22 protein-coding genes are annotated in these 19,466 nt (G+C 34.8%); 2 read left to right on the forward strand and 20 right to left on the reverse strand.

Annotation, left to right across the window (positions count from 1 at the left end; genetic code table 11):
* Nucleotides 1–84 precede the first annotated feature (84 nt).
* The 5 genes from ACSBPO_RS14770 to ACSBPO_RS14790 all read right to left on the reverse strand — a co-directional run bounded on the left by ACSBPO_RS14770 (nt 85) and on the right by ACSBPO_RS14790 (nt 4,334).
* A complete protein-coding gene (locus ACSBPO_RS14770; RefSeq protein ID WP_442600375.1) occupies nt 85–1,080 on the reverse strand; it encodes an NAD(P)H-dependent glycerol-3-phosphate dehydrogenase in 996 nt (331 codons plus the stop codon).
* A 74-nt stretch (nt 1,081–1,154) separates the two neighbouring features.
* Nucleotides 1,155–2,465 (reverse strand): ribosome biogenesis GTPase Der, encoded by a 1,311-nt coding sequence (gene der, locus ACSBPO_RS14775; RefSeq protein WP_442594561.1) that lies wholly within the window; start codon nt 2,463–2,465, stop codon nt 1,155–1,157.
* A gap of 185 nt (nt 2,466–2,650) precedes the next feature.
* Complete coding sequence (locus ACSBPO_RS14780; protein WP_442594563.1) at nt 2,651–2,836, reverse strand: capping complex subunit for YIEGIA; 186 nt, start codon at nt 2,834–2,836, stop codon at nt 2,651–2,653.
* Entirely contained in the window at nt 2,833–3,729 is an 897-nt protein-coding gene (locus ACSBPO_RS14785) for a YIEGIA family protein (RefSeq protein WP_442594565.1), read from the reverse strand. Before ACSBPO_RS14785 ends, ACSBPO_RS14780 begins: the two co-directional genes overlap by 4 nt.
* Nucleotides 3,726–4,334, reverse strand: a complete 609-nt coding sequence (locus tag ACSBPO_RS14790; RefSeq protein WP_442594567.1) for a YphA family membrane protein — start codon at nt 4,332–4,334, stop codon at nt 3,726–3,728. Before ACSBPO_RS14790 ends, ACSBPO_RS14785 begins: the two co-directional genes overlap by 4 nt.
* A gap of 105 nt (nt 4,335–4,439) precedes the next feature.
* On the opposite strand from ACSBPO_RS14790, the gene ACSBPO_RS14795 reads away from it, so the two are divergent.
* Nucleotides 4,440–4,583: a YpzI family protein gene (locus ACSBPO_RS14795; RefSeq protein ID WP_442594569.1), complete on the forward strand. Its 144-nt coding sequence runs from the start codon at nt 4,440–4,442 to the stop codon at nt 4,581–4,583.
* A gap of 42 nt (nt 4,584–4,625) precedes the next feature.
* On the opposite strand, the gene fni is transcribed toward ACSBPO_RS14795, so the two are convergent.
* The 9 genes from fni to prsW form a co-directional block, all read right to left on the reverse strand.
* A complete protein-coding gene (gene fni / locus ACSBPO_RS14800; protein ID WP_442594571.1) occupies nt 4,626–5,684 on the reverse strand; it encodes a type 2 isopentenyl-diphosphate Delta-isomerase in 1,059 nt (352 codons plus the stop codon).
* A gap of 12 nt (nt 5,685–5,696) precedes the next feature.
* Entirely contained in the window at nt 5,697–6,836 is a 1,140-nt protein-coding gene (gene rpsA, locus ACSBPO_RS14805) for a 30S ribosomal protein S1 (RefSeq protein WP_442594573.1), read from the reverse strand.
* A gap of 130 nt (nt 6,837–6,966) precedes the next feature.
* Entirely contained in the window at nt 6,967–7,551 is a 585-nt protein-coding gene (locus ACSBPO_RS14810; RefSeq protein WP_442594575.1) for a lysophospholipid acyltransferase family protein, read from the reverse strand.
* Nucleotides 7,548–8,228, reverse strand: coding sequence for a (d)CMP kinase (cmk, locus tag ACSBPO_RS14815; protein WP_442594577.1), 681 nt, complete (start codon nt 8,226–8,228; stop codon nt 7,548–7,550). Before cmk ends, ACSBPO_RS14810 begins: the two co-directional genes overlap by 4 nt.
* A gap of 164 nt (nt 8,229–8,392) precedes the next feature.
* A complete protein-coding gene (locus ACSBPO_RS14820) occupies nt 8,393–8,569 on the reverse strand; it encodes a YpfB family protein (RefSeq protein WP_442594579.1) in 177 nt (58 codons plus the stop codon).
* Between the two features lie 63 nt (nt 8,570–8,632).
* Nucleotides 8,633–9,289 (reverse strand): flagellar brake protein, encoded by a 657-nt coding sequence (locus ACSBPO_RS14825; RefSeq protein ID WP_442594581.1) that lies wholly within the window; start codon nt 9,287–9,289, stop codon nt 8,633–8,635.
* 435 nt (nt 9,290–9,724) lie between these two features.
* The gene (ypeB, locus tag ACSBPO_RS14830; protein ID WP_442594583.1) at nt 9,725–11,074 is read right to left on the reverse strand and encodes a germination protein YpeB; all 1,350 of its coding nucleotides are present in this window, start codon (nt 11,072–11,074) and stop codon (nt 9,725–9,727) included.
* A 14-nt stretch (nt 11,075–11,088) separates the two neighbouring features.
* Entirely contained in the window at nt 11,089–11,883 is a 795-nt protein-coding gene (sleB, locus tag ACSBPO_RS14835; protein ID WP_442600376.1) for a spore cortex-lytic enzyme, read from the reverse strand.
* A gap of 197 nt (nt 11,884–12,080) precedes the next feature.
* Nucleotides 12,081–12,770: a glutamic-type intramembrane protease PrsW gene (gene prsW / locus ACSBPO_RS14840; protein ID WP_442594585.1), complete on the reverse strand. Its 690-nt coding sequence runs from the start codon at nt 12,768–12,770 to the stop codon at nt 12,081–12,083.
* A 108-nt stretch (nt 12,771–12,878) separates the two neighbouring features.
* Between prsW and ACSBPO_RS14845 the strand changes: the two genes are divergently transcribed.
* Nucleotides 12,879–13,853 carry an asparaginase gene (locus ACSBPO_RS14845; protein ID WP_442594587.1) on the forward strand — a complete coding sequence of 325 codons (975 nt, stop codon included), beginning with the start codon at nt 12,879–12,881 and terminating at the stop codon, nt 13,851–13,853.
* Nucleotides 13,854–13,864: 11 nt separating this feature from the next.
* Here the strand turns inward: ACSBPO_RS14845 and ACSBPO_RS14850 are convergent, their stop codons facing one another.
* From ACSBPO_RS14850 to ACSBPO_RS14875, 6 genes are all read right to left on the reverse strand, one after another.
* Nucleotides 13,865–14,842 carry a YpdA family putative bacillithiol disulfide reductase gene (locus ACSBPO_RS14850; RefSeq protein ID WP_442594589.1) on the reverse strand — a complete coding sequence of 326 codons (978 nt, stop codon included), beginning with the start codon at nt 14,840–14,842 and terminating at the stop codon, nt 13,865–13,867.
* Nucleotides 14,843–15,094: 252 nt separating this feature from the next.
* Nucleotides 15,095–16,372 carry a Glu/Leu/Phe/Val family dehydrogenase gene (locus ACSBPO_RS14855; RefSeq protein ID WP_442594591.1) on the reverse strand — a complete coding sequence of 426 codons (1,278 nt, stop codon included), beginning with the start codon at nt 16,370–16,372 and terminating at the stop codon, nt 15,095–15,097.
* A gap of 240 nt (nt 16,373–16,612) precedes the next feature.
* Nucleotides 16,613–17,200: a genetic competence negative regulator gene (locus tag ACSBPO_RS14860; protein WP_442594593.1), complete on the reverse strand. Its 588-nt coding sequence runs from the start codon at nt 17,198–17,200 to the stop codon at nt 16,613–16,615.
* A 173-nt stretch (nt 17,201–17,373) separates the two neighbouring features.
* Nucleotides 17,374–18,138 (reverse strand): metallophosphoesterase, encoded by a 765-nt coding sequence (locus ACSBPO_RS14865; protein WP_442594595.1) that lies wholly within the window; start codon nt 18,136–18,138, stop codon nt 17,374–17,376.
* Between the two features lie 204 nt (nt 18,139–18,342).
* Complete coding sequence (locus ACSBPO_RS14870; RefSeq protein WP_442594597.1) at nt 18,343–18,711, reverse strand: hypothetical protein; 369 nt, start codon at nt 18,709–18,711, stop codon at nt 18,343–18,345.
* Between the two features lie 60 nt (nt 18,712–18,771).
* Nucleotides 18,772–19,404, reverse strand: a complete 633-nt coding sequence (locus ACSBPO_RS14875; protein WP_442600377.1) for a CBS domain-containing protein — start codon at nt 19,402–19,404, stop codon at nt 18,772–18,774.
* Nucleotides 19,405–19,466: the final 62 nt, after the last annotated feature.

The following is a 19,466-nucleotide window of genomic DNA, read 5'->3' on the forward strand; positions in this document are numbered from 1 at the left end:
TGCTTCGTTGCATTGTATGCGCTCGGTAGGGTATTCGTATCCTCGAATGCCTATTTTTAAATAAAAATGTTTCAATTGGATTTTTTATCCTTCAAATCCTCTTTCCCCCAAGGCAATAGCTAGATCTTCCATTTCATGTGTTTTAACCCTTGCCATTAAACGGTCAACTGCATCTTTTGGTTCAATTCCATTAAAAAGAACATCATAAAGCGCTTCGGTAATAGGCATCTTTACTTCATATTTATTTGCAAGTTGATAGGCTGCCTTTGTCGTTCTGACACCCTCTACAACCATTCCCATATTATCTAAAACCTCTTGTAAACTTTGACCTTTACCTAATAAATTACCAGCTCTCCAGTTTCGAGAATGTACACTCGTACATGTAACAATCAAATCTCCAATCCCCGTTAAACCAGAGAATGTTAATGGATTTGCGCCCATCTTCGTCCCTAGTCTGGCAATTTCCGCAAGTCCTCTCGTCATTAATGCAGCTTTTGCGTTATCTCCATAACCAAGTCCATCGGTAATCCCTGCTGCTAGAGCAATGATATTTTTTAAAGCCCCACCAATTTCAACCCCAATCACATCTGGGTTCGTATACACACGAAAATGTTGGTTAATAAATAAGTCTTGAATCTCTTCTGCAGCTTTCATATTTTCGGAAGTTACAGAAACTGTTGTTGGATGTCTTAAACTCACTTCCTCCGCATGACTTGGTCCTGAAAGAACGACAATATCATCTAAGTAGGCTTCAGGGAGTTCTTCTTTTATCATTTCAGATATTCTTAATAATGTATCAGGTTCAATTCCTTTACTTACATGAACAATAATTAATGGATTTTTCGGTTCAAGTTCTTTTATTTGTCCTACTACCTCACGAATGGCTTTTGTAGGGACAGCTAAAATAACAATTTTAATCTCTTCCATTGTTTCACTAAGTGACGAATAACCAACAATATTTTCTGGAAGTTCGATATTAGGTAGGTATTTGTGATTTTTATGTTCTAAGTTAATTTCATTGACTTGAGATGGATTATGGCTCCACAATCGTACCTCATGCTCATTATCGGCTAATACCATCGCCAACGCAGTTCCCCAACTTCCTGCCCCAAGAACAGCCACTTTCTTTTTATCCACTAATATCACAACCTTTTTTATTTTCTTTCACGGGCATAAATTTTAATAGGAGTTCCTTCAAATCCAAAAGCATCACGAATTCTGTTTTCTAGGAATCGCTCATAAGAAAAGTGTAATAATTCAGGTTCATTGACAAAAACAACGAAGGTTGGTGGTTTTACTGCAACCTGAGTGGTGTAGAATATCTTTAAACGTCTGCCATTATCTGTTGGAGTAGGATTCATCGCTACAGCATCCATGATAATGTCATTTAATACTGATGTTTCCACACGCAATGAGTGATTTTCACTTACTGTATTAATCTTTGGCAACAAATTTAGAACACGTTTTTTTGTTTTGGCTGACAAAAAGACAATAGGAGCATAGTCCAAATACTGAAAATTATCACGTATTTTTTCTTCAAATTCCTTCATTGTTTTTTCATCTTTTTCGATTGCGTCCCACTTATTTACAACGATAATAACAGCTCGTCCAGCTTCATGAGCGTAACCAGCAATTTTTTTATCATGCTCGATAATTCCCTCTTCAGCGTTTAAAACTACAAGAACCACATCTGAACGTTCAATCGCCCGTAATGCCCGTAATACACTATACTTTTCGGTACTCTCGTACACTTTTCCTTTTTTTCTCATACCTGCAGTATCAATAATTACATACTTTTGTCCGTGATAGGTATAGATAGAATCGACTGCATCTCTCGTTGTACCTGCTACATCACTGACAATGACTCTTTCTTCCCCTAATAATGCATTTACCAGTGAAGATTTTCCAACATTTGGACGCCCTATTAACGAAAATTTAATCATATCTTCTTCATAGTCATTGCCCTTTGTTTTTGGAAAGTGTTTTGCAACCTCATCTAATAAGTCACCTAAACCAAGGCCATGTGAACCAGAAATCGGAAATGGTTCTCCAAATCCAAGCGCATAAAAGTCATAAATTTGATCTCTCATTTCTGGGTTATCAATTTTATTAACAGCTAATACTACTGGTTTCTTTGACTTATAAAGAATTTTCGCTACCTCTTCATCTGCTGCGGTAACACCTTCACGACCATTTGTTAAAAAAATGATAACATCAGCTTCATCAATAGCAATTTCTGCTTGTTGACGGATTTGTTCTAAAAATGGCTCATCCCCAATATCAATACCACCAGTATCAATAATATTAAAATCATGTGTTAGCCAATCACCTGAACTGTAAATTCGGTCTCTTGTTACTCCTGGTATGTCCTCTACAATAGAAATTCTTTCTCCCACAATTCTATTAAATATGGTGGATTTCCCAACATTAGGCCTTCCAACAATGGCTATAACCGGTTTAACCATAGTGATCATCCTTTCCTACTATTTTTATGATTCATAACTTTTATCCGTGATATTTTGATCCTATGTAATAAGTAAATATTCTACTTTTAATATAATCGGTCATAAACTCGGGTAAAATAAAACCCTTCTATGATAGAAGGGCACAACTATATTATTTTACCAATGAATTACTTTCTATGCAATCATTAGTGTTTTACAATAATATATAGCTCATCGGTTAATGAGTGGGCAATTCCATCTAAAATGGCTTCAAGGTTCGAGGCAACTATTTCCATTTCTTCTTTAGAATCACAATGGAAAACGGCTGATGCGACCGGTGCTTTTTTGGGATTGGTTGTGATGACTGCTAATATAAATTTTTCCAAGGTCATTTTGAATTATCCCCTTTTATGACTGGTTCCCTTTCTGTTGGCATGCGAATGGCATTCTCCAAGGTAGGGACCTCTCCAATAATTTTTAATGCTTTTTCAATGTTCTTTTCCTGTGGTAATAAAAACACGCCTACTCTCCCATCATCTAAATCGCGCTTTGCTAAAGGCACTAATGCAGGTGTTCCAGAATCACGGTAAACTCCTAGTGCTGTAGAAACATCATGAAGAATCGCCTGACGCTGACCTAAATTTGAAATAGTTGTTCGTGCATTAAAATTCTTTGGTTTGATAATAAAACCCATTCCATATCGCAAAACTTCTTCTTGTCTCTGTGGAAGTCCAATATTCATAATATAAATATTATCAACGTACAAACCAGCTCCATCAAACCTTGGTTCTATATATTCAATATCTACTATGTCTTTCAATCTCCCACCTGACATCAGCTTTCTTGAAATTAAAAGAGTACTAAAAGCGACTATTATGGCAACCCAAATATTAAAAACGATATAAGAAAAAGTTGAAGCAAAGGAAATAAAAATAACTAAATAATTTCTACTTTCAAAAGCAATGGCTATCCCCTCGATATAGGTACTGCCCCTTGGTACAAGTTCAAAACCATCTAACTGTGTTAGTGTATTACGTTCCATATTTCGAACTTCACGAAACTGGGAAGCAGCTAATGTCAAAAAAGTAATTGCCGTAAATTCCTCTTTCATAATAGATGGAATGGCAACTGACCCTAAGCCAGCTGCTATAAACCCTAATGCAAGATGAATAATCTTTCCATGTAGGTAGGTGGGATATTGTCGGTAATCTGTTCTTAACATATATAGGCGTCCAAGTGTTCCAACAACTACTCCAAAAATAATAGGATAGGTAAAATCATTCATGTTGTTTTTTGTTTCTCCCCTTCTATGGATTGATAGTAATTTTCAAAGAAACTGATAGTTACTTTTATACTTGTCCACGCGAAAAGCATGAGTAATGTTAAGGAACAAACATCTAAAAAAACCATTGAACCAATCACTTGCGGAAATGAATAGGGACGGATGGCTAAAGCAAATAGAATCTCTCCGTATATACATCCTGTAATGACACTCGTTATTCTCCAGATCAACTTTGATTGAAGCATTAAGATTAAGTAAGTAAGTAACAAACTGAGCATCCAATCTCTTTTCATCACTATCCAAACGGGATCAAATAATTCAAAAAGCTGAAAAGCAACATATCCAACAGCAATAATTAAAGATGTAAGGAAGAAATAAAACTTACCTTTAGGTGCTAAAGATAAAATTTGAAAAAGACAAATGATTAACAAACCAACGGCAGCATAACTAATCGTAATGTTTTGTAAAGTAAAGTTATACGGCGAAAGAATAATGATAAATAAAGTAATAAATGCCAAGGGAAACCTATTTTCAAATTTTTTATTGAGAAAGAATGTACACACAATCCATATGGACCAGGATATAGAATAAAAATAAAGACCTTCCATAACATCACTCCTATCATTTCCATTATGGGAAAAGGCTATGAAATTTAATCCTTTATTGAATAATTTGTCTTGATTAATTCATCTTATAAATAGGGAGGTGTTACGGTGGGAAAAGATCGACAGCAACAAAAACTAAAGAAGAGCGGTAAAGTGGAATCTGATCGCGATCAAGCACTTCATTATGATGGCGCCACAAAACTTCAAAGCCCTGAAGAAGCACGTTCACTTAACGACGGGAAATATAGTTAAAACGAGGAAATAGAAAAAGCTCTCTAGCATTTAGAGAGCTTTTTAACGTCTTTTTGTCGCAAATTTTTTCGTGTCTATTCCACGTTCGGTCAACCAATGATGGGTGTAACCTGAAATCACAAGTGGGACAGACTGAAGTTCAATTATATTTTTCACACCTAGTGCAAGCATCATATATTTAATATCTTCATGAAGTCTGTTTGTTTCTACTATCGTTTCTTCCAAGCCTTTTTCTAGCAAATTCTTCAAGAAGAAACCAGCCATTCCAACAGCATCCGAACCTAATGCGATCGATTTTATTACATCTAAACTTGATTTAATTCCACCAGAAGCAATGAGCGGAAGTGAAGAACTAATTGTTCTAGCTTCTACAATAGAAATCGCAGTTGGAATACCCCATTCATTAAAAAAAGGTAAGGGCTCACTTCTCCTAGCATTCTCAATAGCTGCAAAATTTGTCCCTCCGTATCCGCCTACATCCACAGCAGCTACCCCAATCGAATACAATTGTTCCACTGATTCCTTAGACATACCAAAGCCCACTTCTTTAACAATGACAGGAACTTCTACCGCTTTTACAAGTTGCTCTATTCGGTTTATGGCTCCTCGAAAATCTCTATCGCCTTCAGGCATTGTCATTTCTTGAACTACATTTAGGTGTATTTGTAAGGCGTTAGCAGAAACCATTTGTACGGCTTGTTTTGCCTGGTCGATTGTTGCTTCACTGCCTAAATTAGCAAAGATCATCCCTGATGGATTTTCCTGACGAACAATTTGATAGCTACTCAATTCGGTTGGGTCTTTTATAGCCGACATTTGGGAACCCACAGCCATTGCCATTCCAAATTCCTTCGCCAAAATGGCAAGGTTCTGATTAATATAGGTAGTGCGTTCACCTCCACCTCCAGTCATGGCATTTATAAAAATTGGCGAACTTAAAGGAAGTTCGCCAATAAAATGTTCTAATACAACATCATTTAATGCCAGATTAGGTAGACTTTGATGAACGAAATGAATATCACTAAACCCATGGGAGAATTTCTTGTCTGATTCTAATAATGCATACTGGATGTGTTCCCATTTTCTTTTAGATCTAGTCATCGTATCACCATTTTAATTTTTAAAATTTTTTAATTTATCTCCAAATAACTCTCCAAGCTGAAAACCTTTTGGTTCTTCAGGAAGTTCATAATTTTTATATTCTTCTTCTGGATTTTCCTCTAATTCTTTAATACTTAATGAAATACGTTGTTCATTTTCGTTTACATCAAGCACTTTCACTTTCACTTGCTGTCCTTCCTTTAATACTTCAAAAGGAGTAGCAATATGTTTGTGAGAGATTTGTGAGATGTGAACTAATCCTTCCACTCCAGGTAATACCTCCACAAATGCACCATAGGATACTAGTCTTTTGACTGTTCCTTCTAATACACTGCCTTTTGATGCCTTTTCATTAATATTCGCCCATGGGCCTGGTTGTGTTTCTTTAATGGAAAGTGAAATTCTTTCATTGTCTCTATCAACACTTAAAACCTTAACAGTAACAGTTTGACCTTCTTTTACAACATCAGTTGGTTTATCAACATGCTGATGTGATAATTGAGAAATATGGACTAGACCATCAATTCCGCCAATATCCACAAATGCTCCAAAATCTGTGATTCGCTGAACGGTACCTTCTAGAATTTTTCCTGGCTGTATCTTATCTAATAACGCTTGTTTTTGCTTACCTTTTTCCTGTTCAACCACAGCACGGTGAGATAAGATTAGTCTATTTTTTTCCTTATCTAATTCTACAATTTTAAAAGACATGGTTAGGTCCATGTATTCCGAGAAATCTTCAACGAAGTGAGCTTCTACTAAGGAAGCAGGAACAAAACCTCTTACCCCCAGGTCAACAACAAGTCCACCTTTAACTACTTCTTTAACCTGTGCTTCAAAGACTTCACCTGTTTCAAACTTCGCTGCTAATTCTTCCCATGCTTTTTCAGCATCAATTTTTCTTTTTGATAAAACTAAAGCATCTTCCTCGACTTTAATTACCTCTAAATCAAGGTCATCTCCTTCAGATACAACATCTGAAGCCTTTTCAACATGCAGACTAGATAGCTCACTGATTGGTACAATCCCATCAAGTTTACTATCTTCAATACTAACAAGAACTTGTTTTTCTTCCACCTTTGTTACTTTTCCACTTACTCTGTCCCCAACCTGAAATTCTCTTACTTGCACTTGATTTAAATCCTCTGACATATGTATTCCTCCTTATCCATTGCATCATTTACTTAAATATCTATAAATATTGTTGCTTAAAATAAGAATTTTTAAAAAACTTCTTTTTACTAACTTCTTATAAACGGGTAAGTTTGTCAAGCAATTGAATTTATTTCTTGTGCTCTTCAAGAAGTTGTTTTATTGAATTCATAATAGTATCAGTTACTTCTTCAACTGAAGCCTTAGAGCTTCTTAATTCGTCCATTGAAATTGGTTTACCATATACAACTTTTAATGTTTGAAATGTTTTATATGGGCCAATAATAGCACAAGGAACTACTTTAGCATCTGTTCTTAAGGCGAAAAAACCTGCACCAGCTAATCCTTTACCTAATTCGCCAGTTTTACTTCTAGTTCCTTCAGGAAAAAGACCTAAAACTTTTCCTTCTTTTAGAATATTTAACCCTTTTCTTAGCGCCTCTCTGTCACTCATTCCTCTTTTTACTGGAAATGCATTTAAATGAGGCACTACTTTTCCTAAAATTGGGACTGAAAATAATTCTTCCTTGGCCATAAAATGCACTGGTCTAGGTGCTGTTATTCCAACAACCGGCGGATCAAAATTATGTATATGGTTTGTACATAATAATACTCCACCTTCTTGTGGAAAATTCTCTAAACCTAAAGTCTTAATTCTATATGTAGGTTTAAGTATTCCACCTACAACTGACCTTACAAATGAGTAGATTGTCATAGTGTTTCAATCCTCTCTACTGCAAGGGTGACAATTTTATCAACAACCTCACTGATGGATAGGGAAGTTGTATCAATTTCAATAGCATCTTCTGCCTTTTGTAAAGGAGCTGTCTCTCTTTCTGAATCTATTTTATCACGAAGAGCAATTTCTTCTTTTAATTGTTCTAAATTGGATGGGTATCCTTTTTGAGTATTTTCTAAGTGACGTCTCTGCGCTCTCTCTTCTACACTCGCTAATAGAAATATCTTTACTTCTGCATTTGGTAATACATGTGTACCAATATCTCTACCATCCATCACAACTCCCCCATGGACAGCAAATTCTTGTTGCCTTTTTACCATTTCTTCACGAACCTTTTTATGTATCGCAACGATGGAAACGGAATTTGTCACCTTTGAGGAGCGAATCTCTTCAGAAACATTTATTCCATCCAAATAGACTAGTTGACCATTTTCACCTGGCATTAATTTAATGGTCGTTTCCTTTAAAATATGATTAAGAGCATCTTCATCCTCTAGGTTAATATTATTTTGTTGTGCTTTGTAAGTAATGGCACGGTACATTGCACCTGTATCAATATATATGTATGAAAACTTTTCAGCGACAATCTTGGCAACTGTACTCTTTCCAGCTGCAGCTGGCCCATCAATCGCAATAGATATTTTTTTAGTCATAAGTCCTCCTGTTTCAAAAACCTAAATTAATTCTATGGTCATTTCTTTTATTTTATCATAAATTAAGAAAATCTCTCTCCGTTTTCATCAATTTTTCCGCATAAATTCATAAGCCGATCACTTAAAAACAAAATTACAGATAAAATACAAAAAAGCAGGTGCTATTACCTGCCTAGAGTTTCTAAAATATCTGTATAATTACTATTACTTACCCCTTCATATCGAGTAATCTCTTTAAGTTCAGGGAATGCATTAAAAGAGTGGAATACAATTTGCGATAAAATTAAGAAAATAAATTGAACTAAAATTAATTTAATTAAAATTCGTTCAAATTTGTTCATAAAACCCTCTCCAGTAGTAACGTTAATACTATTATGGGAAGGATTTACCTATTTTATCCTCTCTTAATCTAATATTCCTTTCTTTTTTATAGCAAGTTGGCGTTCAAAACTAAATCGGAGAATGAATTGTCTTTGATTACTTGTTATATCTAAAAATTGCAAAGAAATCTTATTTTTTGGTTCGCTTTCAATGACTCTAACTACTTTACATTTTATGTTCAAGTAATGATATTCTCCATTTTGCATAGGAAGAACAAACCAGTTATCTATAATCATATCAGCTTTAATATTCACATTTTTCGGAATAAATACAGATGCACCACCTGCACTTATATCTTCGGTTATGGCTGTAAATGGTGAAAATTCTGAATTCAACGAATGAATAGCCACATCCATCGGAGTTTCAACCCGAACAAATTGACGACGTTGAATTTTAATTAATTGTTCTTTACCAGGGAAACCTAAAATAAGCATTGGAATATTTTGTTTCGTTCTCCCTTTTACCTCTGTTTCAAACAGATACACGGATCCATCAGCACTTACAAATGAAGCTTTCATCTGAGTTCCGTCCAGTAAAAACACCGTTCGATTCGTATTTAAATTAATTGGATAATCAATAAATAAGTCATTACCTTTTTGTTCAACTAATTTACATTTATATTTTTCAATTTGATCTGAGTATTTTGGTTCGAGAGTAAGTACATCCCCAATACTTAACATACAAATCACTCTTTCTATTAAGCTCTTTACGTGATGAAACAATAAAATTAAAGTTCTGTTAATCTCGGTTGTTGATTTCCGCTCCAGCCGCTTGCTTTCCGGGGAAGAATTATGAAAAAGCCCTACTGCCGGCTTTTTCAAAAAACAAATTCTTCCTTGGGGGCGTTCGTCGAGCCTCCTCGTCGCTTAAGCTCCTGTGGGGTACAAATGATCCCCCTTGTGGATCATTTTACTAGGTCTCGCCTGCAACGCTAATCCCCCAGGAGTCAAGCGGCTTCCACTACAATCAACCAGAGTATCAAAAAACCACTATTACCCTTTAACATAGACTTAATTAAAATAATGAAGCATACTTGTCTTTCCTTATTATGCCATGGATTAGGGTATATGGGAACATTTAAAATGATAAAAGGAAAAGCGTTGCCGCTTTTCCTTTTACAATACATCTTCATAAATTGGTTCTGCATTGTGCAGTTTATCTACTTTTTCTTCCATACCAGTTTCAGCATTGATATAGATCCGATACGTATCATCACCTAGTGTACCTAAGAATTCGTGACAAAGTACTTCTTGGTTAAGATCATTTAAAATCACAGCTAAGCGATTCTCTTGAACCTTTAAATTTGGATTTACCTTTGTTCGTGCCTCTTTTTCGGTTATCGAAGGTTTTGGAATATCACGGGTGTAATGTGATTTTAGGTAATCACTAGCAGAAAGACCAATCATGTCCCCTGTATCTAAAGCAACCTTTACTTTAATTGAATCCGGATAAATTCGTACATCCTTTTGTTTAGCTACAAAAGTAAATACTCCGATATGATCATATTGAGAGCTCTCAAATAAATCAAGGTCTTTAAATCCATTTTCTTTTAAAAATTGAATAGCATCATTAGAGGCTTGATTTAAGCTTATTTTCTGATCCTTTACATCTCTCGATAAGATAAACCAAATCGGATAACCCCCTTTTTTGGTAATATCCATATTTGCTTCAAGACCTGATTTATTATCTTGAATAGAAACACTATAAAATCCATAATCAGAGCCTTCTCCGTTTTCAACTACTTTTACTTTTGAATTTTTATTAAATTTTGCGTATTTTTGAGCAATAGCAGCTGCATCACCTTTGTTAATCATTGGTCCCTGCAATTTTTGAAAGTTTTCATCTTTTTCCTGCATATTTGTAAAGGCTGGTCCAAAATCTGTTTCATCATATTCCGAAACCGTTTTTTCAACTGTTTTAAACCCATCAATAATGGTATTGTCCGCTGATTCCTTTTGGGTGGCTAATGCCAGTTCTACATCCATCCATCTTAGATTATTTTCTAAAACTAAATGCTGAACCTTTCTAAGCTCTTTCTGAATATCACCAGACTGTTTATATAAAGTCTTTAATGCCGCGTATTCTTTTTCAGAAAGGGGCTCCTTATCAAGATCCCTAATTGCTGTACGATAACTAAAGTCACCGATCTTTGCTAAAAATTCTTCCGTTTTATTAAATGGTAATAAAGTAAGAGGCAATTGTCCCACATCACTGTGCGCTTCTGAAGTGATTCTCCAAACCTCCGCTAATGCTGGAGACAGTGAGTTTCTTGAATTCATTGCCAAGGTAGCCCCAATTTTATCGTTTAATAGATCGACTTGAAAACTTAAGTCATGAAAAGCCCTTTGATAGTTGTTTTCAGCGTTTAATAAAACTGCATTTTTTTCACGATGCTCTTGATATCCCCAAAAGGCAGTCCCTGCTACTCCTAAGGATAATATGGCTATTAATATCCCTCTTACCAATTCTCTTCACCCCTTTATTTACAAAAAATATGTTTACCGATTCGTTTGATCTGTGGTCTGCCCCAAATCCATGAGCTAGTTGCAGTAGCTGGATTAAAATAGTATAGTGCATTACCCGTTGGGTCCCATCCATTCATGGCGTCTAAGACAGCCTTTTTTGCATTCTCATTCGGTGTCAACCATATTTGTCCATCAGCAACAGCGGTAAATGCTCCTGGTTCAAAAATAACCCCAGATACCGTATTAGGAAATGAAGCACTTTGCACACGATTTAGAATAACTGCAGCTACAGCTACTTGACCGGTATAGGGCTCACCTCTGGATTCCCCATACACAGCATTGGCCATTAATTGAATATCATTTTGAGAAAATCCACTAGGAACATTGGCAGCTGTCGGTTTAGCTTTAGTGGCTGTTGTGGTTTTTTTAGGTGCAGGTGTTGCTTTTGTATTGTTGTTATTTTTGCTTTGTTGACTGTTTGGTACCCCACCGTAATGGGTAAAGTCTTTTCCTTGGCTAATTTGCTGTTTTACATATGCCTTATCATATTTGGTTGCTTTTACTAGCTTAGCTTTTGTTTCCGCTCCAGCTAGACCATCAATAGGTAAAGCAAATTCATATTGAAAGTTTCGAAGAGCCCAATAGGTCCCCCATCCAAAAACCCCATCAATTTTCCCATTGTAGAAACCTATATACTGTAGTCTAGATTGTAATTCTATTACATCGTCCCCTACTGCTCCCTGTTGTATCACTTGGTTTGAGAAAGCACTGGCATTTAAATAACTTCCGCTGCTAAAAAATAGGAGCATAGAAAGAAACACAATTAATATTCCTTTAACTAGTCGAGAAAGCTTACCCATGGAACTAAACCTCCATTTAAAAGATGAATTAACATTAACCCTATTTTTTGTAGGAAATGGGATTTTATTCATTCATTAAGAAACTTTGGTTTAGGAAATCAACAACTAATTTTACAGAACAAAAATAAAAACCCTTCCTTATAAAATTAAAAAGGAAGAGTTTTTGAAATGCTCATGTTATTTTCAATATGTTTCGAGGATAATAATCTAGCTTTTTTCACCTTTCTTAAACCTAACCACCATAGAAAGATCATAAACGGAATAATGTACTGTATCCAATTCGATTCTAAAAGTAAAATAAAGTCATACGTTCCATGAAGAATAAACGGGATAAACAAAGAGAAAAATAGCCATTTTCTATTTGGATAAGTAGAAAACTTCCCTTTTCCTAAATAAAAACCCATTATGACTCCAAAAATAGCATGGCTAGAGACGGGTAGTAATGCTCTGCCAATTGCATGACCAAATCCATTGGCAAGTAAATAAAGAATATTTTCTACGGTAGCAAATCCTAAAGAAACGGCAGCCCCATAAACAATACCATCATAAGGTTCGTCAAAAGAAACATGTTTATATACTGTATAAAAGAGGATAAACCATTTAAAGAATTCCTCAAGTAAACTTGAAGTGAAAAAGGCATGCATCCATTTAGATTGAAATACCATCTCGGCTTCAAAAATATATTGAATAAACATCAAAGGAAATACCAGTAAGGCACCAAATATAAAAGTCTTGAAAACCACTGAAATAGGTTCCGTTTCGTATTCATCTTTTAAATAAAAGTAGCTCAATAATGCTAGACCAGGTGCAATCCCAGCAGATAATATCGCTAACATGTTGCGATCCTCTTTTCAATCTGTTTTCTTAATCGTATCATGTAATAGAAAGAATGAAAATGATGATTGTATAATTACCAGAAGCATTATCATATGATGGAGGAAAACATGAAGAAAACAATCTTAATTATTCATACAGGCGGAACGATTTCAATGAGTGAAGATGCTGTTACTGGAGCCGTTAAACCTGGAGAACATAACCCTTTAACCGAAAAAACAAAAGCACTAACGGAATTAGCCAATATCATTGTTGAAGAACCATTTAACCTTCCATCCCCACATATTACAACGACTGAAATGCTTGTATTAAAAAATTTAATTGAAATGCATTTCCATAAGAGCCAAATTGATGGGGTTGTCATTACTCATGGTACAGATACTTTAGAAGAAACGGCCTATTTTTTAGATTTAACCGTTCATATCGATATTCCCATTATTGTTACAGGCGCAATGCGTTCAAGTAATGAAATTGGCTCAGATGGATTATACAACTTAATAGAGTCCATTCGTGTCGCTAGCAATGATGAAGCAAAAAGCAAAGGGGTACTCGTGGTTTTAAACGATGAGATTCACACAGCAAAAAATGTGACAAAAACCCATACAAGTAATGTTTCAACCTTTCAAAGTCCTCAATATGGACCCATTGGGATTATTACTAAAAGAGGGATTGTTTTTCACCATGCCCCAACCAATCAAGAATGTTATAATATAAGCACCATTACCAAAAGGGTAGCCTTAATGAAGGCATATGCCGGTATGGATTCTACTCTTTTGGACGCTATTAAGGATTTAAAGTATGATGGAGTTGTCATCGAAGCCTTAGGACAAGGTAATTTACCACCAGCAGCGGTTGATGGTGTAAAGAGATTAATCGATAATCAAGTACCTGTGGTTCTCGTTTCGAGATGTTTTAACGGAATTGTACAAGATATTTACGGATATGATGGCGGTGGAAAAAAGTTAAAAGAATTAGGAGTTATTTTTTCAAATGGTCTTAACGGACAAAAAGCAAGACTAAAGCTGCTAATTGCTCTTTCCTATACATCTAATATAAAAGAAGTAGAAGAAATCTTTTTACATTAGCTCAGGGAATATTAACCCTGAGCCTTTTCTTTTTTAAGAATATGTTGAGCAATCAACCCACCATGGAAACGACCATTTTCAATGAAAATTTCATTGGCATTATTCCCTGCCGCGATGACGCCAGCAATATATATCCCACTTACGTTGGTCTCCATCGTTTCCATATTAAAAAATGGTCGACCAGTTTCAGTATCAATTTTTATCTCCATATCCTTCAAAAAAGTATGATCAGGGTGATAACCTATCATAGCAAAAACAAAATCATTTTTAATTCTTTTTTCTTCATCATTAACTACGTAAACTACTTCGTTATCAGTAATTTCCTTTACATGAGCATTGAATTCCATTTTAATAATCCCATTTCTAACTAAAGATTCAAATTCAGGCAGAATCCAAGGTTTAATACTAGGTGAATAGGCATTACCTCTATACAATACTGTCACTCTTGCTCCTGCTTTTACAAGCTCAATAGCCGCGTCAACACTTGAATTTTTCCCACCTATGACACAGACATCCAGATTATAATACGGATGTGCTTCTTTAAAATAATGAAAAACTTTAGACGAATTTTCCCCAGGAACATTCATAAAATTAGGATGATCATAGTATCCAGTAGCAATAACGACGTATTTTGCTTTGTAGTTATTTTTATCAGTGTAAACCTCGAAGCTTTCATCCTTCTTTACTACCTGATTCACTTTTTCATAAGAGTGAATTCTAAGATCCTTTCTCTTAGCTACTTCACGATAATAAACTAATGCCTGATTTCGTTTAGGTTTATATTCCTCTGTTACAAAAGGCATATTTCCAATCTCTAATTTTTCACTTGTACTAAAAAAGGTTTGATGAGTTGGATAATGATAAAGAGCGTTTACGATATTTCCTTTTTCTATAATTAATGGATTTTTACCTATTTCCTTTAATGCAATAGCAGCAGCTAAACCACAAGGGCCACCGCCAACAATAATAACATCCTCCAAAACAATCATACTCCTTCCAAAAAAAATCTCCTATCTTATGATAGGAGATTTAGCGCTTCATTTCAATAAAGCTGTTTTCGTATAGAGTTTTCGTAAAAATCCCTAAAGCCGGATTTTTACAGGCTCTCTTAATAAGAGTTCAGCTCTTTTCTTCATTTTCATATGAGTTTATTACCCTATATGGTGAAATGCCTATTTATTAGTTATAAAAGCAACAAAGTTTCAGAAAAGAGCCTTCAATAAAGACAATCCAAGGCGACTTTAAATCCAGCCTCTGAATCGACTTGCTTCTGCCATTTTACGCACGCCCACCATATAAGCAGCTAAACGCATATCAATGCGGCGGGTCTGTGACGTATCATAAATATTATTAAAGGATTTAACCATCACTTTTTCTAATTTTTCCTCAACTTCTTCTTCTGTCCAATAGTAACCTTGATTATTTTGAACCCATTCAAAATAAGAAACGGTTACACCGCCAGCTGATGCTAATACGTCTGGAACAAGAAGGATCCCACGTTCAGTTAAAATCTGTGTAGCTTCTAATGTTGTAGGTCCGTTTGCTGCTTCTACTACAATTTTCGCTTTAATATTGTGAGCATTTTCTTCTGTAATCTGATTTTCAATTGCAGCAGGAACTAAAATATCACAATCCAGTTCAAGTAATTCTTTATTTGTTATGGTATTATCAAATAACTTAGTTACTGTACCGAAACTATCACGACGGTCTAATAAATAATCTATATCTAGCCCATTTGGGTCATATAAAGCACCATAAGCATCGGAAATTCCTACAACCTTTGCACCTTCATCATGCATGAATTTGGATAAATAACTACCAGCATTTCCAAATCCTTGTACGACTACACGAGCACCTTTTAGTTCAATTCCTCTCTTTTTAGCTGCTTCATGAATACAGATTGTTACTCCTTTTGCTGTTGCAGATTCACGGCCATGGGAACCACCTAAAACAAGCGGTTTACCTGTTATAAAACCTGGTGAATTAAACTCGTCAATACGACTGTATTCATCCATCATCCATGCCATGATTTGAGAGTTTGTGAATACATCTGGTGCAGGTATATCTTTAGTAGGTCCAACAATTTGACTTATCGCACGAACATAACCACGACTTAATCTTTCAAGTTCTCTAAAAGACATATCACGTGGATCACAAACTATACCACCTTTACCGCCACCATAAGGTAAATCAACAATTCCACATTTTAAACTCATCCATATTGAAAGGGCTTTCACTTCTTTTTCTGTTACACCAGGATGGAAGCGTATTCCTCCCTTTGTAGGTCCCACAGCATCGTTATGCTGAGCACGGTAGCCTGTAAAGACTTTCACTGTCCCGTCATCCATACGCACAGGAATTTTCACCGTCATCATGCGAAGAGGCTCTTTTAAAAGCTCGTATACCTCTTCCGGATATCCAAGTTTCTCTAAGGCCTTATGAATAACAGTTTGTGTTGACTTTAAAACATCATGTTTGTCTTCATTGTGTTTATTTTCAGTACCCTTGTCGGCTACCATTTGTAAACCCTCCTAAAAACACTATAACTTTTATTGTCCGCTTTCATGACATAGTATACACTTTTGTTATTTTTATGCAAGATGAAAAATGAACTTTTCAGCATTTTTTGATTAACTTATGTAACCGCTATCAAAATTATTAATTGAAAACAGTTATCAATTAACCCCCATAAAAATAGAGGCGGAATCCACCTCTATTAAATGCTATTTTTACATAACTTTTCGTTCACTGATCTATTCCTATTTGAAATATTGACTAACCCGCTCAATGGCTTTATTTTCCATTATCACTGTTCCATATTCTTGCAAAACGTGTGAGGTAACCAAAGATGGGGCACCGTATTCTGAAAGAATAAAAGCAATGCTGCTAATGGTTAATGGATTACATGTATGGTCAAACAGTAAGAAATACTTATCGTCTTTGAAATAGATTTTTCCGTCAACTACATTTTTGGATATTAACCGTTGTGATAATTGTATAATATCTTCAAAGTTATTGAATTCAAATAAACAATCTTCACATCCGCCAACTGTAACCTGCATTTCAATAAAATTATCGGCATATACATCTTCTTCGTCCACATCATCATCTTCTAGGGTTATGATCATAATCATCCCTTGTGTTTGGAGAGAAAATACTTCTACTGCTACTTGCCCCCGTATATCGACCCCAAACTCATCTGAAGCTTCATCCACCATTTCATGGAACAGCTGATGCCATTTATTTGAATCCTTCCAAATATCCTCATTAGAAATACCACGATGAAAAAGATCATCGGAACTAAGAGAAACTTTAATTTTATTAAAAGTAATTCGCTCTAAGCGCATGTTAATGCCTCCTGCTATGACATAACCCTTCACTGTTTTGATTACTTCAGATTCTCTATTTTGAGATATGTTCAGTAATGATTGATTTTTATCATTAAACTTATAAACAGTGTATGATTATAATGCAGGATGGTGATTTGTCTTTACCAAACATTTGAATGGTTGTTCATTAATTAGCTCTTCCTGAGAATAATTAGATGTGTTTCAGCTCGAGCACCCAATCGCATCGGAATCGCAGTAGTCCCATACCCATTACTAATGAGTAAAGTAGTTTGAGGTAATCTTTTTATCTTTCCTTTTTCATAAGGACTATACCCCAAAATATGGATCTGACCGCCATGAGTATGCCCAGTTAAGGTTAAACGTATATTGTGTGACTCTTTAATTTTGGTAGATATCCTAGGATTATGGGCAGCAAGGATTCTAAATCCATCTTGACCTGCATCTGATATCGCATAATCAAGCCGGTCCCTTTTTTCATTCATATCGTCTACACCTAATAAAACTAGTTTTTCACCTTCGCGTGACTCAAATGTGACAGCAGTATTATCTAATATTTTCACACCTAAAGAAAGCAACAAAGCATCGAGTTCATGATAATCTATTTCATAATCATTATTCCCCCATACAAAATAGACTGGGCCTAATTCTTTTAACAGTATAATATTTTCTTTCGTTCGGTCAAAAGGGACACCTTTTTCCGTTAAATCCCCTCCGATGATTACCATATCAGCTTTTCCCTTTACTTTTTCTATTATTTTTCGAGAAATAGCTCTTCGATGAATATCGGAAATAAAAAAAATAGAAACTTCTCCTAATGTTTCTGGAAAATCTTTAAATGGCAGTTCATTTATTATGACTCGATTGGTAAATGCTTCTTTTATCATATATATAATCAAACCAATAATAATCGTTATTAAAATCCAAAATAACCCCATTTTTCCTCCTAAAATTGAAATTGTTTATTTATTAGGCTCTTTTCTGAAACTTTGTTGCCTTTTGTAACTAATAAATAGGCATTTCATCATAAAGGGTGTTAAACTCATATGAAAATGAAGAAAAGAGCTGATTACTTATTAAGAGAGCCTGTAAAAATCCGACTTTAGGGATTTTTACGAAAACACCAATCTATACGAAAACAACTATTTATTATTACTCATAGTCATCATACCATAGAGAAAAGCAAAACTAAAAAACAGTACCATATGTAGAAACCCATTCTTAAAAAGCAGAAAAATGACCATTATAAATAGTATCATATTTATTATATTTAAAAGATAATATCTGTTTTTGGCATTTGTTTTTTTCATATATACAATTAGATCACGAAGAAGAATTCCGGTTGAAATAAACCCAACAAAAAAGGAAATAGCAGCCGCAAAAACCTTTACTGGGTTAAACACAAATTCCAAAATTAGATTGGATAAATTGAGAGGATCCGGTATAGGTAACCAATTAATAAATAAATAAGCACTTATAACTGTTATCATTAATAATAAAACGTTTCGCATAAAAAAATCCCTCCCATACCAATGTATGAAAGGGATTTTTTTTCATTTCTTTTTTCCTATTTAAATTTCATCAATATTTAAGATTCTAAAGCCTGACTCTTCTAATTTACTAATAAATTTGTCAATATTATCTTTCTTTTGAATCTTCATAACAATCCTGCGAACTAATTTATCTGTTTCGTCAAAAGTTACTAGAGAGATAATATGTTCATGGAAGTGATGGGCAATTTCAGCAAGACGAGCTATGCGCCCTTCTGTTTCAACTGAAGTAAAGGCAATTCTGACACCAGGTTTATTCATACCAAATGCACTTTGGAATTGCTCTAATACATCAAAACGTGTCACGATTCCTAAAAATCTTTTATTTTCTCCAACAACTGCAAGTAAAGGGAAATCTTTCAAATCAACTAATGTCTTTTCGAATATTTCATTTCCTTCAAGATATTTATCTTGATTTTTTAAAATTTCCTTTACATTGGTTGATTCTAAAAATTCCTCTTTTGGTTTACTAGAAGCAAAAAAACTTTCATAAATTCCGAATCTGGTAACTACACCAACATACTTCTCACCTTCGAGTACTGGTAACCCATCAATCGAATGTTCTTCTAATTTTGACAATGCAACTTTTAGGTTTTCATTTTCTTGAAGAGTCACACAATAGTGTTTTGGAAGCATAATACTTTTAACAAACATCTCCATCACCTCTAGCAAATAAATATCATCTCCTAATATATTCTGTATATTTATAAAAAAAC

It is taken from the genome of Neobacillus sp. D3-1R (assembly GCF_052180215.1).
In the GTDB taxonomy this organism is placed as follows: domain Bacteria; phylum Bacillota; class Bacilli; order Bacillales; family Cytobacillaceae; genus Pseudoneobacillus.